We start from the raw sequence: 17184 nt of genomic DNA, 5'->3' as shown, positions 1-17184 counted from the left end.
ATTTTTCTGAGGAGGGTGTTTGCTGAATAGGCTAGAACACCGTTCAACTTAAAAGGACCTCAAAAAAATCCCTGGGTTAATTAAGAACAGATAGGAATAAAAATCATGCAAGTCCAACCGATGGTTACGGAATATTTAGCAAAGCAGGACTATGAGGGTGCAGTTGCCCTATCCCGACAAAACATTCAAGCGCAGCCCCAGGTAATTGTCAATTACTGGTATTTAGGAGTCGCCTTGTTGCTGCAAGGAAAGCAAACCGAAGCGCAACAGTGTTGGAATGCAGTTTTGTCCCAGGGAACACCGCCTCAAGTTCAACAGTGGGGACAGCAGCTTTATGAGCTTTTAGGGGCGATCGCCACCCAGAGGGAATCCGCGAGGGACTGGCAAAGCGCCTTAGTCTTGCGCGATCGCATCAGTGCGATCGCCCCCAATGATATCAATAACCATCTCGCCCGTCTGCAACTTTACCTGCACCTCGGCATCCTGGACTCAACCCTCACCGAACGGTTAATCACCACTGCCGAATTACTCGCCTCCTCTAACTCTTCTAACCTCAACCAACCCCTGCTGATTGAAGTCTTACGCCAACTCGCCGAAAGCCAAATATTTCATGTTAAATCTCTCGACCTATTAGAGGCCGCTTTAACCCAAAACTTGTTAAACCATCCCCACTGGAACCAGAACATCAGCCTCAAACAAACTTATGGTAATTATTATCGCAATAAAGCCATAAAACATTGCGATTATGGAGAATTCCAAGAAGCAGTTCTCTGCTTCTGGAAAGCCCAAGACCTCGTTCCTGAAATTTCCATCACCTACCCCCTAGGAATGGCATTTTTGGCCCAAGGTAAATTGAGTGAAGCCGCCGAACTCTTAAGCCAAATTCCCCCCAACAATCCAGAATATGGTTCTGCTCGTTATATTTTATCAGCCATTTATACCCCCCAATCTCAAGAAGTATTGCGAACCATTTACCAGCGCGTCATTGAAAAAAGTTGGGCGAATTGCAAATACCCTCAAGCCGCCAATGCCGCCCAGAAAATGGTAGAACTTGATCCCGGGTCTAGTCAGGCTCATTATAACCTCGGGATGTCCCTGTACTATCAAGGCTTATTTACCAGTAACGTAGAAAAAGTTTATCAAGCCGAAATTGCCTTAAAGAAAGCCCTAGAATTTAAGCCCAATAACGAAATTCTCCATAAAAAACTCTCCACAATTCCCTATACCCTCCAATTTGCTAAAAAAGGCTATAACGTCAGCGCAGACTGTTTTACTGGAGTCATGCCAATCTGGCAACAGAATTTCCGCAACTATGCGAATATGCCGAATTTGAGAGTGCTCGAAGTGGGCTGTTTTGAAGGCATGGCGAGTTGTTGGTTGCTGGATAATATTCTGACCCATGAAACCGCCCGGATTACCTGTATTGATAATTTTGAAGGGGTGGTGGAGAGTAAAAAGAATGACCCGACTGTGCAGAAATCCGTAGAAGAGAGATTTGACGGAAACATCGAAAAAAGTGGATCCAAACATAAAGTTGATAAACGGGTGGGATTGTCGCAAGAAGTGTTGCGATCGCTCCCCTTAAATTCTTATCATATCGTCTATATTGATGGCTCTCATTTTGCCATTGATGTCCTCCAAGATGCGGTATTAAGTTGGGGACTCATCAAAGAAGGTGGCATGATTATTTTTGATGACTACCACTTTGAATTTCCCGATCGCCCCCATTGTAATACCGGGCGAGGGATTGATGCCTTCATGAGTGTTTTCCAGGAAAAACTCAAAGTTATTTACCGCGACGATCGCCAGATTTTCCTAGAGAAACTCTCTCATTAGGAGAGTCTCGGCAGATGAGGTTCATGTTCGTAGTAACGACTTGCTGTCGTTGCTCTCCTGTTATGGCATCCGCCATCACAGGCACAATTGGCGGATTAAGCATCCGCCTGTTTGGGGACTGGTGCGATCGCCTCCATTGGGGCGTTACTGGGCGATCGCCCAGTAACGCGGTAACGACAGCAAGTCGTTACTACAAACGTTTTGCTCATCTGCCGATACTGTTCTAAAATCCCTTAACAGGTCGGGTTAATAATTCGATCGCCGCCATTAGTGCTTTGGGGTCGATGGGTTTACTTAAATGCTCTTGAAATCCGGCTAAAAATGCTGCATGGCGGTCTTCTTCTCGGGCATAAGCTGTTAGAGCAACCGCAGGAATTTGTCCTCCGGCGTTTCTCTCCATTGCGCGAATTTTGCGGATAAAACTATACCCATCCTCCTCTGGCATGGCAATATCGCTAATTAGCAGATCCGGTTGCCAGTCAGAAAATACCGCGAGGGCTTCAATAGTAGAGGCGATCGCGCGGACTTGGCACCCCGACTGTTCTAGGACAAACTGCATAAACTCCAAGGAGTCGTCATCGTCATCCACAACGAGGACCCGCACTCCAGCAAGTTCCCCCTGGGGAGAGGACTGCGGCAAGGGGGTTGCGGTGTCGGTTTTGAGGGCGATCGCCGGGAGTTTCACCGTGAAAGTCGCCCCCTGTCCTACTCCCGGACTTTCTGCACTCACAGTTCCCCCATGCAGTTCCACCAGATGGCGCACCAGTCCTAATCCAATCCCCAGTCCCCCATGATTGCGGGTACTAGAGGCATCCGCTTGGCGGAAATATTCAAATAAATGGGGGACAAATTCAGGGAGAATGCCGACTCCCGTATCCTGGACTTGCAGAATCACCCATTGATCCTGTTGTATCAGGTTCAAGGTGACTTGACCCCCAGGTTCAGTAAATTTCACCGCATTAGACAGGAGATTCCACACCACTTGCTGCAAGCGGTTGGAGTCTCCCATTACCGGGGAGACTCCAACCGATGGGGAATAGTCCAGTTGCAGGGATTTGGCTTCGATCGCCAGACGCAAACTTTCGATCGCCGCGCTGATCGGGGTGGCTAAATTCACTCGCGTCACTTTCAGAGTCAGCTTGCCGCGCAGGATGCGGGAGACATCCAGCAAATCCTCAATCAGTTGGGTTTGAAATCGCGCATTGCGCTCGATTGTCTCCAACGCACGGCGAGTCGTAGCTTCGTCAAATTTGCGAGTCAGCAGTAACTGGGACCATCCGAGAATCGCATTCAGGGGCGATCGCAACTCATGGGAGAGCACCGCTAAAAACTGATCCTTGACCTGATTCGCCCGTTCTAACGCCTCCGCCTGTTGCTGTAGCGCCTCTTCCATCCGTTTGCGATCGGTCAAATCCAGGGTAAAAAAGACCCCCGCATCCGCATTATTGTCAAAAATCGCCCCTCCCAAAATCACCGGAATCCGGGTGCCATTTTTGTGAAAAAGTTCCTTTTCAAAGGGCTCGGTATAGCCGGTTTGACGCGCTTGCTCATTGGCGCTCTCATCCAGATGAAAATATTCCTCCGGGGTAATCTTGCGCCAATTCAACGGTTCCCGTTGCAAGTCCTCCTGGGAATATCCCATCATTTCCAAAAAGGCATCATTGGCAACCGTAATGCAATTCCCATGCCAGAATCCCATGCCAATAGTATTGGAATCCATCAAGCGTCGGAACCGGGCCTCACTCTCTCGCAGCACCTGTTCAGCTTTTTTGCTTTCCGTGATATCCCGACTAATGCACAGTAAAGATTCAACATTGCCCTCCAAGTCAAATTCGGGAACCGCCTGGGATTGATAAGTCCGATTTCCTGTTGAGGACGGAAAATTAAATTCCAGAAAACCCGGTTCTCCGCTGACAAAAATCTCTTGTAAATGTCGGGACCACTGTAAGTAAATTTCTTCGGGAAATCCTAAATCTGCATTAGTTTTGCCGATAAACTCCTCCGGAGGGATGCCGGTGGCTTTTTCAATCGCCGGGTTGATGTAAATGTGGCGTAGTTGTCGATCAAAGCGGGCGATAATATCCGGTGCATTTTCTGCTAAGGCTCGAAATTGTTGTTCCCGACGGTACAGTTCTCGTTCCGATCGCTTGCGTTCGGTAATATTTAAAGCGGTACCCATCAGCGCCACCACCGGGGGATTGTCCTGATGCTGCGGGTCGTCGAATACAGGTTCTAAAATCATGTCGTAGTCCCGGAGCTCTCCCAACAAAGTCACCGAGATTTCGACCCGAGTCGGAGTTCCCGTGGCAATCACCTCTCGCTTGAGGGCGCTGAGGTAGTCCGCATCTGCTGCGGTAAATAAAAAGTAGTCCGTTTCCCCGACAATTTCCTCTGCGGTTTGGGGTCCCTGGGGATTGTGAATCCATTGGTATTTCAGGTCCCGGTCTTGTTGAAAAATGCAGATAAATGAATGTTTCAGAGCCATTCTAAACCGGCGATCGCTCTCTTGGAGGGCCGCTTCAGCCTTCAGGCGATCGCGATGTTCTTTCGCCTCTCGAATCGCTCGCTGCATCGAGGGAACCAGTCGTTCTAACCGCTGCTTGAGGACATAATCCGTCGCCCCACTTTTCAGGGTCTCCAGGGCCACTTCCTCCCCCAACGTCGCCGACACAAAGATAAAAGGTAGGTCCGGACATCTCAGTTTTGCCATTTTCAGGGCGGAAAATCCATCAAAGGAGGGGAGGGAATAGTCCGCCAAAATCACGTCAAATGACCCGCTTTCCAGGGCATCTTGGAAGGCTTCGCAGGTGTCTACCCGCTTCAAGGCCACGTTGAGACCACTCTCTAGCAAGTGGGCCTCAATTAGCTCTGCATCCAGCAGACTGTCTTCTAGCAGTAGGATATGCAGCACTTTAACCGTCCATCTTTATGTTTAGGTGGGTGACTCATTCTCGCACTACCGCAGGCAAAGAGCCTGGAGGCGGTTGATTGACTACGGCCCAGAATAGTCCTAGGCTTTTGATGGCATCCACAAACTCGTGGAAGTCTAAGGGCTTGATGACATAGCCATTCACCCCTAGATTGTAGCTGCTAATGAGGTCCGATTCTTCCCGAGAAGCGGTCAAAATCACGACGGGAATCTGCCGCAAATCGGTTTTAGACTTCATTTGTGCCAGCACTTCCAGTCCATCGATTTTGGGCAGTTTGAGGTCAAGCATGACCAGGATGGGATGTCCTTCTCGCCTCAATCTAAAGATACCCCGCCGAAAGAGATAATCTAACGCTTCTTCCCCGTCCCGCACAACGATAACTTCATTGGCTAGATTATTTTCCGCCAGCCCCGTTAAAATTAGCTCTATATCATTGGCATTATCTTCTACCAGTAGAATGCGTTTGATATCCATCCTTTTTTCTCCCTGGTTCATGGGGGTTAAGCGGTACATTACGCTCGAATTTTATCTCATTTTGCCCGGATGACAATAATCAATGATTCTGTTTTATTATATAAAATGGAAGACTGTACCTCCATCCCTTCACTGAGTCCGATCGGGCTATTGCCAAGGGTTTTATGCGATCGGTAAGCACTCTTCCCTCAACTTTACTCGGCTTTGAGTTCCAGATTTTTCTCCTTTGAAACCCAGGGTCTCGGGCTGTTGGGACCAGAAAGCGGGTTTCTACAATAACTTTTGACCCCTCACCCCAATGATTAGACCTCTTGCAAAATTCCGGATTGATCCCCCTTTCCCCCCCTTGGATCCCCCTCCCGTCCCCCTTCTTAAGGGGGAATCCAGAAGAATAAATGTTGAATTACTGGGGGGCTTAAGAGATTTATGCCAGAGGTGTAATGAAAAAACCCCGGTTTCTCTGGCTAGAGGAACGGTTTCAATGAACATGATATAACCGGACTAAAATGAGGTTGACCCGAGAGCATGAGGATTCGCTTCCCGTTGATCCCCTTCCTGTTGTTTAGGGAGAGAGAAATAGAAAGTCGCCCCCACATCTACCTCACCTTCTGCCCAAGTGCGGCCTCCATGACGATGGATAATTCGGCGAACATTGGCGAGTCCGATGCCGGTGCCCACAAAATCGGGATTGCTATGTAAGCGTTGAAAAACCCCAAAGAGTTTGTGAGCATAGCGCATATCAAATCCAATGCCATTATCTCGCACAAAAAAGATAAATTCGAGGTTGTTTTCATTAAACCCCACGGTTATTTCAGCCTTTTCCCGTCGTTGGCTGTACTTAATTGCATTATCCAGAAGATTTTGGAACACCAATCGTAACATGGTGGGTTCCCCTTTCACTGTGGGTAATGAGGCAATCTCCCAGATGATTTTTTGCTCGCTTCTATGAATCTCCAAACTCTGCCGCACCTCGTTCACCAGTTGATTCATATCAATTTTGATGAATCGCATCTGAGAACGGGCCATGCGCGAAAAGGCTAACAAATTATCAATTAACTCTTCCGCTTGTTGGGTACTGGCGACAATAATATCGAGATAGCGCTGACTATTCTCATCCAGAGAGGGTTCAATCCGTTTGCGGAGCAAATTGACAAATCCACTAATATGTCGCAGAGGGGCCCGCAAATCGTGGGACACTGAATAAGCAAAGGATTCGAGTTCCTGATTGGCGGATTCAAGTTGGGCGGTTCGTTCGGTCACCCGTCGTTCTAGAGTGGCATTGAGATGCTTAATTTCACTCTCGTAAAGTTTGCGATCGCTAATATCAATACAAGACCCGACATACCCCTCAAATCGGCCATCGGGGGAAAACCGAGGCACAGCGCGATCTAACACCCAACGGTATTCCCCATCATACCGGCGTAGGCGATATTCCATCTCAAAGGGTTGGCGCAGGTCAAAAGATTGATAATAAGTATCAAGGCAAAATTGCCGGTCATCGGGATGTACTCCCTCCACCCAACCATTGCCGATTTCTTCGGCTAAAGTCCTGCCGGTAAAGTCCAACCAAGGTTGATTAAAGTAATAACACTGCTGATCGATTCCCGATAACCAAATATAAACCGGGGCCGCATCGGCCATTGTCCGAAACCGTTGTTCGCTTTCGAGTAAGGCAAATTGAGCCTGTTTGCGATCGGTGATATCTTCATAGGCTAACCCGAGACAGCGATTAGGCAGGGGAAAGGCTTTTAGGGAACAATAGCGTTCCTCTCCGGAATCGCTATAGATGATTTCAGAAAAATCCCGCGCCGATGAGCTCTGCAAAACCTCGACCAACTCGGCAATTCGTGAGGTTTTCACCAGATGGGGAAATAAGGTCTCAATTCTCATCCCCACAGCCCGATCTAAATCTCTGGCGGCGAGTTGACTTGCCGCCGGATTGGCACTAATCAGCTCAAATGAAGGGGGTTCTTCTGCTTCGGTGAGTTGCCAGACTGTTAAGCCTACTTGAATATTTTTGACAACATCGGCATAGCGTTTGATTTCAGATTGAGCAAGTTTTTGTGCGGTGATGTCATAAAAGGTCACCACTGCGGCGACAATTTCCCCTTCGGCATTGCGAATGGGTCCAGAATTAGCGAGGACGGTGACCCGGGTTCCATCGGCGCGTCGGATTTCCAGTTCTTCTTCGACTATCACCTCTCCGAGGGAGATGGATCGGGTTAAGGGTAATGCTTCGGGGTTGTAGGGTTGACCGTCGGGGTGAAAAATTTGATAGGAGGTATGGAGATAATCCGGGATGGTGATTAGGGGAGTGACGGCAATGCCTAAAATTTCTCGGACTTGCTGATTCATCAAGACTAGCTGTCCGGAGGGGGCCTCAGCGACGATCGCCCCGGCAGGCATTTGTTGCAACACGGCACTCAGGAGTTGTTGTTGGGATTCGAGGTCCGCCAGCAGCAGATCCCGTTCTTCTTGACTGCGCTTGCGATCGGTGATATCTAGGGAGATTCCCGCTATCAACCGTCTTCCGGAGGGTTCGCCCATGGGGAATTTCCAGGAAATCCAATAATGCTTCCCGTCAGGGTGTTCAGCAGTTTCTAAAAATTCTAGGGCCTGGTCAGTTTCTAATACGGCCCGGTCATGAGCTTGTAGTTCCTGGGCGATCGCCTCGGGAAAGAGGTCCGCGTCGGTTCGACCCAACCATTCCTCCTGGGAGCGTTGCCATAGCCGTTCTATCATGGGATTAACGTATAGATAGCGTCCGGCTTCGTCTTTAAAATAAGCGGCAACGGGACTATAGTTCATAAAGGTCTCGAATCGCTGCTGAGTCTGCATTAGGGACTCTTCAGTTTGTTTGCGATCGCTGATGTCCATCGCAATTCCAATCATCCGGACTGCTTTGCCTTGAGCATCTTTAAAGACTCGTCCTTTGCCTAATATCCAGCGAATCTCCTCCGGTGAGGGCTGAATGCGAAATTCTAAGCTGTAGGGGGTATTTTCGGACACCGCCTGGGCGATCGCCTCCTTGATTCGTTCTCGGTCCTCGGGATGAATCAGGCTTAAAGAACTCTCAAATGTCCCCTCTAATTGACCCGGACTCACCCCGTAAATTTCCGCAAGATTGTCCGATCGAATAACCTCGTTGGTGCTCAGATTCCAATCCCAAAATCCCATGCGTCCTGCTTCTAAAGAGAGTTGCAGGCGTTCCTGGGTTTGTTGGCGATCGCTGGCATCGGTGAGCATCAGATGGGTCCCCTGAAACTGACCTTGGTCATCAAAAATGGAATTCATGGAGACGATCGCCCAAAGCAGGGACTGATCGCCACGGCGAAATCGCCCATCCCATTGTTCGGGATATCCAGGATAGGGTTGGGTCAGGGTCTGGTATCCCTCCGGGCGGTCTCCTTGGTCAAACCACTCAAAAAAGGAGCGATCGAGCATTGACTCAGGAGAACAGCCCAACATTTGAGCCATCCGCTGATTCACATAGCGGGTTCGCCCTGCCTCATCCAAAATCCAGATGCCTTCTGAAGCAGTTTCGACAATCCGCCGATAGCGTTCCTCACTCTCTTGTAGCTGAGTCAAGCTGATTTCTAACTGCCGTTTTGTCTGATGGAGTTTAGCGTTCAGCTTGGCGATCGCCAGGGTAACTAAGATAAACAACCCCGTTCGTAACAGGTTGCTGCCACTGAACACCGTTAAGCTCTGGGTGGGAACGAGTAAAAAATAGTCGAGGGCTAAAACAGACAGGACCGTTGTCACCAGTCCTGGACCAACTCCCCCATACCAAGTCATCCCCGTTACCGCTACAAAAAAGAACAGAAACAGGGTTGAAGCCAGGAGGGGTTTGAAGGCGAGGGTCAGGAGTAAGGCAATGACAACCGTTAAGACAGCCGCGCTATAGGAGAAAACCGGCGATCGGGGTATAGGTCGCACCATTGAGACTCTTTACATTTGGATAAAGGAAGCTTGCTCACAAACTTATAGTTTTAAAGTAACAAGAAAAGCCTGCATTTTTACCCAAATCTTTCCCAATCCTTAATCGGCTGCTGGCTGAAATCTCCAGACATTCTCCGACTCTCCCGATGATGGGAGAGGATGAGAATTTTGAACCGAGTTTAATCAACCCCAAAAATTCGGGAAGAATTATTCCCCTAATTGTAGCGACGGCTACCCGAGATCCGCTCCCTTTGATTTCCCGGCTCAATTTGAGAGATGAAACCCTGATCATTTCCGACTCCATTTCTCGGCGGTAATTCCGAATCCTTTTGCGCTTATCCCTTAAAGCAATAGATCACTTGGGAATGTAAGCTATCGCACAGTTGCGAAGGCATTTTGCTCAAGGGGAAAGACTGGCGTTGAAGTTGCACCCCGAGATTGGTCAGAGGATCGACGCCGGTGGAAACCAGGAACTGGAGTTGCTCAATATCGGCCCACAGAATCAGGCGATCGAGAATCCGAAAGGTCGCCTGGATGTATGGATGTTCCGCATGGGTAAACCAATCTGTTGTCGCTAAATGCGCTTGGTCAAATCCCAGGTGAAAGGTTAACTGGGGTTTACCAAATAAGGCCACGGTGACGGGGCGTTTTTCCTCTTGGAGCACCAGATGATGTTCATCGGCGAGTTCGCGGATTTTTTCTAAATGCTCATACCAGGCTTGGACCTGGGCCGGAGGTCCCTCCTCCAGGTCCGGTTCTTGCCAGTGGATTGCCACGGTGACCAAATAGGTTTGTAAGAGCATATGCCCTAATTTTTCCGCCTTGGTTGCCAAATAGATGCAGTTAAACGGATTGGACTCAATCAGCAGGGGAACGCGATCGACCATTTCTAAGCCATATCCCTTTAATCCCGCGATTTTACGCGGATTATTGGTAATTAGGCGGATTTTGCTCACCCCCAAATCATTGAGAATTTGCGCCCCTACACCATAGTTTCGCAAGTCCGCAGGAAAGCCTAAGCGCTCATTGGCTTCTACGGTGTCCAGTCCCATATCTTGCAGAGAATAGGCTTTGAGTTTATTAATTAGGCCAATTCCCCGCCCTTCTTGGCGCAGATACACCACCACACCCTCCCCAGCATTTTCAATCATTTTCAGGGCGGCTTGGAGTTGCATTCGGCAGTCACAGCGCAGGGACCCGAGGGCATCCCCGGTCAAGCATTCGGAATGGACCCGCACCATCACCGCTTTATCGGTAAAATTGGCCGGGTCTCCCTTGACGATCGCCACATGGTCTTTGTTGTCCAGGGTATTGCGATAGCCGTAGATTTGGAACTGGCCGAATTCCGTGGGTAATGCCGCCACGGTTTCCCGAATCACAAATCGCTCATGTTGGAGGCGATAGGCGATTAAATCAGCGATGCTGATCATTTTTAGGTTATATTTGGTCGCATATTCAATCAATTCCGGCAATCGCGCCATTGAGCCATCGGGATTCTGAATTTCGCAGATCACCCCGGCAGGATAGAGTCCAGCGAGTTGACTCAAGTCCACTGCCGCTTCCGTATGGCCCGCCCGTTTCAGGACCCCCCCAGCTGTGGCCCGCAGGGGAAAAATATGACCGGGACGGCGCAAATCCTTGGGTTTGGTGTTGGGATTAATGGCAATTTGAATGGTGCGGGCGCGGTCCTCGGCAGAAATGCCTGTAGTGACTCCTTGCTGCGGAGAGGCATCGATACTGACGGTGAAGGCGGTTTGGTTGGTGTCGGTGTTGGTGGTTACCATTAAGGGGAGGTCGAGCTGATCGAGGCGATCGCCGGTCATCGCCAGACAAATCAACCCACGACCATGCACCGCCATGAAATTGACGATTTCCGGTGTTACAAACTGAGCCGCACAGATCAGATCCCCTTCATTTTCCCGGTTTTCATCATCGACCACAACAATGGACCGGCCTGCTGCAATTTCAGCGAGGGCCTCCTCTATCGAGTCAAACTCAAACGATTGTTTTGCGGCGTTTTCTGGCAATTCCACAGATAAAATCTTTCGCGTAAATGTAATGTTTTGATTTAGGCAAGCTAAGTTTATTGTAGCCCGTTTCCCGACCGGAAATTTTGCACGGATTTGGATTAGACCGGAATGGTTTGGGCCGATTTCTGGTCAGAGCATGATTTTGGAGTTCTGTCAATCCCTCAATTTCGAGGCGATCGCACAGAGTTAGGGTCGGATCAGACTGACTCTCCTGGGTTGAAATGAGGGCAGGGGAGGTTGAAGGGGGAGGGAGTCGGTTTTTCGGGGCGATCGCGTTATGATAGCCTTCACGGGTGAGTTATGAATACTTCATCGATTGGATAGGATACTAGCTTATGGTTCCCGTTGCCCTGCGAATGATTTGGGAAGCGAAAGGACGCTTTGCGATCGCCGTTCTGGGGATTGCCTTTAGCGTCATGCTCATGCTCTTTTTACTCGGGGTTTACCAAGGGGTAAAATTTGGGTCAAAAAGTTATGTTTTACATACCCAAGCATCAGTTTGGGTCAGTCAACGCAATACCCGAAACTTAATTAAAACCTCTTCATTTTTACCCGAAACCCTCGGTAATTCCCTGCTTCAAGTAGAGGGAGTCAAAAGCGTCGATAGTCTCCTCCGCACCATTGCCCCCGCCGAATTCCCCGATAAAACGGTTACCTTATATATTTTTGGATTTGACACAGAAAGTCAAATCGGCGCACCGGAAATCAGTTCCGGAACCTCCAATCTTCAACCCCAAGAAATTATTTTAGACCGCGCTTTTACTGCTACCCATAATCTAAAACTGGGTGATTCTCTTTCGCTGCAAGGCTATCCCTTTAAAATAGTTGGAATTAGCCGAGGCACGAACTTAATTGTCGGTCAATTTGCCTTTACTCGCCTGGATGATGTTCCTCGCTTACTCGGATTGCGAAATGTCCGCAGCTTTTTCCTGCTCAATCTGGACTCTGATTCACCAGAAATCATCTCCCGATTAGAAGAACAATTCCCGGATTTAGTCTTTATTCCTCAAGCGGAATTTGCAGCCAATAATGTTGAAGAAATGGAAATTGGCGTTCTGCCTATTCTCTGGACTATTGTCTTATTTGGAGCCATTACCGGCGGAACCGTGATTGTCCTAATGATGTACACTTCGGTTCTGGAAAAACGGGAAGACTATGCCATGTTAAAAGCCGTCGGTGCATCCCAAAAATTTCTAGGAATTCTTGTTTTAAAACAATCTATGTTAGCCGCATTATTGGGCTTTTCCCTGGGATTAATTGTAGATATTACCTTTGCTCCCTTACTCGCTGAAGTTATTCCTTCCTTATTAGTGGTTTTTACCTGGCAGGATGCGGCTGGAGTATTAATCGCCTGCTTAATCCTGGGAGCAATTGGCACCTTAGCCCCGATTAGAACCTTGAAAAATATCTATCCTGCTGAAGTATTTAGAGCTTAATTATGCCTAATTATTCTATCTTAAAAGCCGAACATCTGTACAAAATGTATGGACAAAAAAATCTGAATCTAGTGCAAGCGGTTGACAATGTTAGCCTAGACTTAAAAGCCGGGGAACTTGTCATGATTAGCGGACCCAATGGCAGTGGCAAAACCACTCTCCTCTCCTTGTTAGGCTGTATGGGAAAACCCACAGAAGGCACGATAAAAATTCTGGATTGCGAAGTCACTTGTTTGAAGCAAACCGAACTTACAGACTTTAGATTAAAAAACATTGGATTTATCTTTCAAACCTTCCGCCTCCTCAATTTTCTAACCGTCCTAGAAAATGTCAAACTGATTTTAAATTTAGCCGGGAAATCGGGAATATCCGCCCATCAACGGGCTAAATTTTTATTAGAGGAGTTAAACATCGACCATCGCGCCAATTTCTTTCCCCCCGCCTTAAGTGGCGGGGAAAAACAACGGGTTGCGATCGCCCGTGCCCTCGCCAATGACCCCCCGCTACTCTTAGCCGACGAACCCACCGGCAGCCTAGACTATCAAACGGGACAATCGGTGATCCAGCTATTAAGCAACGTTGCCAAAACCCATCAAAAAGCGGTGGCAGTCGTCACCCACGACCCCCGCATCGAACACTATGCCGATCGCATCCTTAAAATGGAAGATGGACATCTAACCCCAAAAACCAATGGTTCGTAGTAACGACTTCAGTCGTTATTATCCATGTTCGTAGTAACGACTTCAGTCGTTCTCTTTCTTAGCAACAACCGGCGGGGGTTCAAACCCCCGCCTAATAGCTAAAGTCGGTTAAAACCGACTGAAAACATGACCGCATACGACTTTCAGTCCGTTGAAACCGACATCTTGCACCATTATCAACACCGGCGGGGGTTTGAACCCCCGCCGATTGTTGCTCAAAACAAATAACTCCTACAAAACCCATGCCAGAACCCACCCTAGAACTGCAACAGAGAATCGAACAACTCCGCCAACAAATCCAAAAAGCCAGCTATGCCTACTATGTCCTAGATAATCCCATCATGGAGGATAGCGTTTACGATCGCCTCTATCGAGAATTGCAACAACTCGAACAAGAAAATCCCCAATTCATCACCCCAGATAGTCCCACCCAGCGCGTAGGCGAAAAACCCGCCACCCAATTTCAAACCGTCCGCCATAACATCCCCCTGTACAGCTTAGAAAACGCCTTTAATCTCCAGGAATTTTCCCACTGGCAGGATCGCTGGCAACGCAGCGTTCCCACCCCTAATTTTGAATATGTGGCCGAATTAAAAATTGATGGTTCAGCCTTAGCCTTAACCTACAAAGATGGCTTATTAGTCCGAGGTGCAACCCGAGGCGACGGCATAGAAGGGGAAGAAATTACCCAAAATGTTAAAACTATTCGGGCGATTCCCTTGCGATTAAACCTAGAAAACCCGCCCCCCTTAGTCGAAGTACGCGGCGAAGCCTTTTTAGGATTAGATGTCTTTGCTAAAATCAATCAAGAAAGAGTGCAATTGGGGGAAGCCGAATTTGCTAATCCCCGAAATGCGGCAGCCGGGACTTTGCGACAGTTGGATTCCCGGATTGTTGCCCAACGGCGATTAGACTTTTTTGCTTATACCTTGCAGATTCCAGGAATCGATGATGATGATGTTGCCCATACCCAATGGCAATCCTTGGAACTCTTACAAGAAATGGGGTTTAAAGTCAATCCCAACCGCACCTTATGTCAATCTTTGGAGGCAGTTGAATCCTATTATAATGAATGGGATATCAAACGGAAAGAATTGCCTTATATGACCGATGGGGTGGTAGTGAAAATTAATCCTATCCCCCTGCAAAAACAACTGGGATTTACTCAAAAATTCCCCCGATGGGCGATCGCACTCAAGTATCCCGCAGAAGAAGCCCCGACGCAAATTGAAGCCGTTACTGTGCAAGTCGGACGGACAGGGGCTTTAACTCCTGTTGCGGAATTAACCCCAGTGCAATTAGCAGGAACTACCGTCTCTCGCGCTTCTTTACATAATAGCGATCGCCTCGCTGAATTAGATTTGCATATCGGCGATACGGCGATCGTTAGAAAAGCCGGAGAAATCATCCCGGAAGTGGTCCGGATTCTGCCAGAATTACGCCTACAAGGTGCTCAACGCTTCCAAATGCCCACCCACTGTCCCGAATGCGGACAACCTGTGGTTAAACCCGCCTCGGAAGCGGTTACCCGCTGTATCAATTTGTCTTGTCCCGCAATTTTGCGCGGTGCTCTAATTCATTGGGGGAGTCGGGATGCTTTAGATATTAACGGATTGGGAGAAAAGCTAGTCCAGCAGTTCGTCGATCGCCAATTGGTTAATTCTGTGGCAGAACTCTACAAACTGGATGTAGAAACCTTAGCTCAATTAGAACGATTTGGCAAAAAATCCGCCCAGAAATTAGTCGAGGCGATCGCCCAATCCACCCAGAAACCTTGGTCCCGCGTCCTCTATGGATTAGGCATTCGTCATGTCGGCAGTGTGAATGCTCAATTATTAACGGAAAAATTCCCCACCGTTGACCAATTAGCTGCCGCATCCGCTGCCCAAATTGAAAGCGTTTATGGGATTGGGGCAGAAATTGCAAATTCTGTGGCTGATTGGTTCCGAGTTCCGGCTAATCAAACCTTAATTGACCGTCTTAAAGCCGCTGGGTTACAATTTGCTGCCACTGCTGTTCCGGAAAAAATGGCGAGTCAATCCGCTGCTATTTTTGCTGGAAAAACTTTTGTGATTACGGGAACGCTTCCCACTCTCAAACGCGATGAAGCCAAAAATTTAATTCAAAATGCTGGAGGAAAAGTTACCGGGTCAGTGAGTGCGAAAACTGATTACTTACTCCTCGGGGAAGATGCCGGATCTAAGTTGAAGAAAGCCCAAGATTTAGGTATCAAACAACTCTCTGAAGAGGAGTTACTAGAGTTATTGGGTGACTCCCCAAAATAGTAGTAGTAGGGTGGGCAATGCCCACCTACTTTAAGGTGGGCATTGCCCACCCTACCATTACTTTAGGAATCCTGAAGGTTTTTGCAAACCTATCACTATGGGATTTAGTATTAGGGAAAATGTGGCATAATAGAAGAGTGACATCTTTTTACCCTGTTTAAATCAACGTAATGAGTTTAGAAAATCAACCCACTCCTGTGCCGACTAAACAACCGATGAAACTCCATGAGAGTTCTGGGCGTTGGCGGTTGGGGTTGGGTCTGTCCCTGGTGACGGTTATCTTATGGGGAGTGCTACCGATCACCCTTAAAATAACCCTTCAGGCCCTTGATATTTACACCGTGACTTGGTTTCGGTTTTCCTTGTCATTTGGGATATTATTCTGCGTTTTAGGGCTGCGCCAGCAACTTCCTTCCCTAGAAAAACTGCGAAGAACTTCCTGGAAATTACTGGCAGTCGCCACGGGCTTTTTATCGGCTAATTATGCCCTCTACTTACAAGGATTGGCCCAAACTTCTCCCGCCAATGCTCAAGTGTTTATTCAGTTAGCGCCGGTGTTAATGGGATTAGGGGCGATCACCATTTTCAAAGAACGCTATACCCTGCGCCAATGGGCCGGATTGGGCATTTTAACCCTCGGTTTTGTAGTCTTCTTTCATGAACAATTACAAACGGTCCTAGCCTCCCCTCGCACTTATTTAATCGGCAATATCATTCTGGTGATTGCCGCAGCAGCTTGGGCGGTTTATGCCCTAGCCCAAAAACAACTCTTACAACAGTTGCCCTCTTCTAATATCATGCTGTTGTTATATGGAATCTGCGCCTTATTATTCCTGCCTTTTTCTAGCCCCAGCAACCTATTAAGCCTGACTCCGTTAGAGTGGGGAATGTTGATTTTTTGTGGGTTAAATACCGTCGTAGCTTACGGCGCTTTTGCCGAATCTTTAGCCCATTGGGATGCCTCTAAACTCAGTGCCGTCATGGCAACCACTCCCATTGTGACCTTGGTTTCCGTCTGGGTAATTTCTCTGGGAATTCCCCTGCCGATCGCCCCGGAACAGTTAACGGTTTTAGCGGTAATTGGTGCCATGTTAGTGGTCACTGGGTCAGTGGCGATCGCCTTGGGAAAACGCCCTCATTCCCCTAGAAAACCGGGCCAATTCTCGCAAAAATCTGGATGATACCCCATCAGGTTTTTAAAAGCCCTAATTTTCAGCATAGCCCGCACCGGGCTTCACCTTCAATCGTTCCGTCAATTCCAAAGTGGTCAACGCTTTCGGCTTGATAGATTGGCTCATCACCGGCATGGAGTTGCGCCCTGTGCCGCCACCTCCCGAACTCAACACCGCCTCCACCACAGCCATCCCCTGCTGCAACTGGACCCGTTCGGATTTGAGCGATTCGAGTTCGGGATTTTTCTGGGAACCCTCAAAAAACTCGCGCAGAATCTGTACCACAGCCGCACTTTCGCCCTGGTTCTGTTCTTTCCTGTACTGCCGAAGCCGCCACAGTGGTATTCCAACCGCAAATAACCCGCAAAACGTTCAACG

At 48.4% G+C, this 17184-nt stretch carries 11 protein-coding genes; 6 read left to right on the top strand and 5 right to left on the bottom strand.

From position 1 onward, the window contains the following. Positions 1-105 precede the first annotated feature (105 nt). Positions 106-1836, top strand: a complete 1731-nt coding sequence (locus tag NG795_RS03660; RefSeq protein ID WP_367287315.1) for a class I SAM-dependent methyltransferase — start codon at positions 106-108, stop codon at positions 1834-1836. Between the two features lie 23 nt (positions 1837-1859). After that, entirely contained in the window at positions 1860-2063 is a 204-nt protein-coding gene (locus tag NG795_RS03655) for a hypothetical protein (protein WP_367287314.1), read from the top strand. Here the strand turns inward: NG795_RS03655 and NG795_RS03650 are convergent. From NG795_RS03650 to ribBA, 4 genes are all read right to left on the bottom strand, one after another. Continuing rightward, positions 2060-4747 (bottom strand): response regulator, encoded by a 2688-nt coding sequence (locus NG795_RS03650; protein WP_367287313.1) that lies wholly within the window; start codon positions 4745-4747, stop codon positions 2060-2062. The two genes, NG795_RS03655 and NG795_RS03650, sit on opposite strands and share 4 nt — an antisense overlap. A 34-nt stretch (positions 4748-4781) precedes the next feature. Beyond that, positions 4782-5240: a response regulator gene (locus tag NG795_RS03645; protein ID WP_367287312.1), complete on the bottom strand. Its 459-nt coding sequence runs from the start codon at positions 5238-5240 to the stop codon at positions 4782-4784. A gap of 501 nt (positions 5241-5741) precedes the next feature. Continuing rightward, positions 5742-9182 carry a PAS domain S-box protein gene (locus NG795_RS03640; RefSeq protein ID WP_367287311.1) on the bottom strand — a complete coding sequence of 1147 codons (3441 nt, stop codon included), beginning with the start codon at positions 9180-9182 and terminating at the stop codon, positions 5742-5744. A 335-nt stretch (positions 9183-9517) separates the two neighbouring features. Then, positions 9518-11209, bottom strand: a complete 1692-nt coding sequence (gene ribBA, locus NG795_RS03635; protein WP_436836031.1) for a bifunctional 3,4-dihydroxy-2-butanone-4-phosphate synthase/GTP cyclohydrolase II — start codon at positions 11207-11209, stop codon at positions 9518-9520. A gap of 338 nt (positions 11210-11547) precedes the next feature. On the opposite strand from ribBA, the gene NG795_RS03630 reads away from it, so the two are divergent. The 4 genes from NG795_RS03630 (at position 11548) to NG795_RS03615 (ending at position 16815) form a co-directional block, all read left to right on the top strand. Beyond that, entirely contained in the window at positions 11548-12648 is a 1101-nt protein-coding gene (locus tag NG795_RS03630) for an ABC transporter permease (RefSeq protein WP_367287309.1), read from the top strand. 2 nt (positions 12649-12650) lie between these two features. Beyond that, a complete protein-coding gene (locus NG795_RS03625) occupies positions 12651-13349 on the top strand; it encodes an ABC transporter ATP-binding protein (RefSeq protein ID WP_367287308.1) in 699 nt (232 codons plus the stop codon). Positions 13350-13591: 242 nt separating this feature from the next. Further along, positions 13592-15634 carry an NAD-dependent DNA ligase LigA gene (gene ligA, locus NG795_RS03620; protein ID WP_367287307.1) on the top strand — a complete coding sequence of 681 codons (2043 nt, stop codon included), beginning with the start codon at positions 13592-13594 and terminating at the stop codon, positions 15632-15634. 170 nt (positions 15635-15804) lie between these two features. After that, positions 15805-16815: a DMT family transporter gene (locus tag NG795_RS03615; RefSeq protein ID WP_367287306.1), complete on the top strand. Its 1011-nt coding sequence runs from the start codon at positions 15805-15807 to the stop codon at positions 16813-16815. Between the two features lie 24 nt (positions 16816-16839). Here the strand turns inward: NG795_RS03615 and NG795_RS03610 are convergent, their stop codons facing one another. Further along, positions 16840-17091, bottom strand: a complete 252-nt coding sequence (locus NG795_RS03610) for a hypothetical protein (protein ID WP_367287305.1) — start codon at positions 17089-17091, stop codon at positions 16840-16842. Positions 17092-17184 lie beyond the last annotated feature (93 nt).

The sequence above is a fragment of the Laspinema palackyanum D2c genome, assembly GCF_025370875.1.
Classification (GTDB): domain Bacteria; phylum Cyanobacteriota; class Cyanobacteriia; order Cyanobacteriales; family Laspinemataceae; genus Laspinema; species Laspinema palackyanum.
This window is presented reverse-complemented; position numbering and strand designations above follow the sequence as displayed.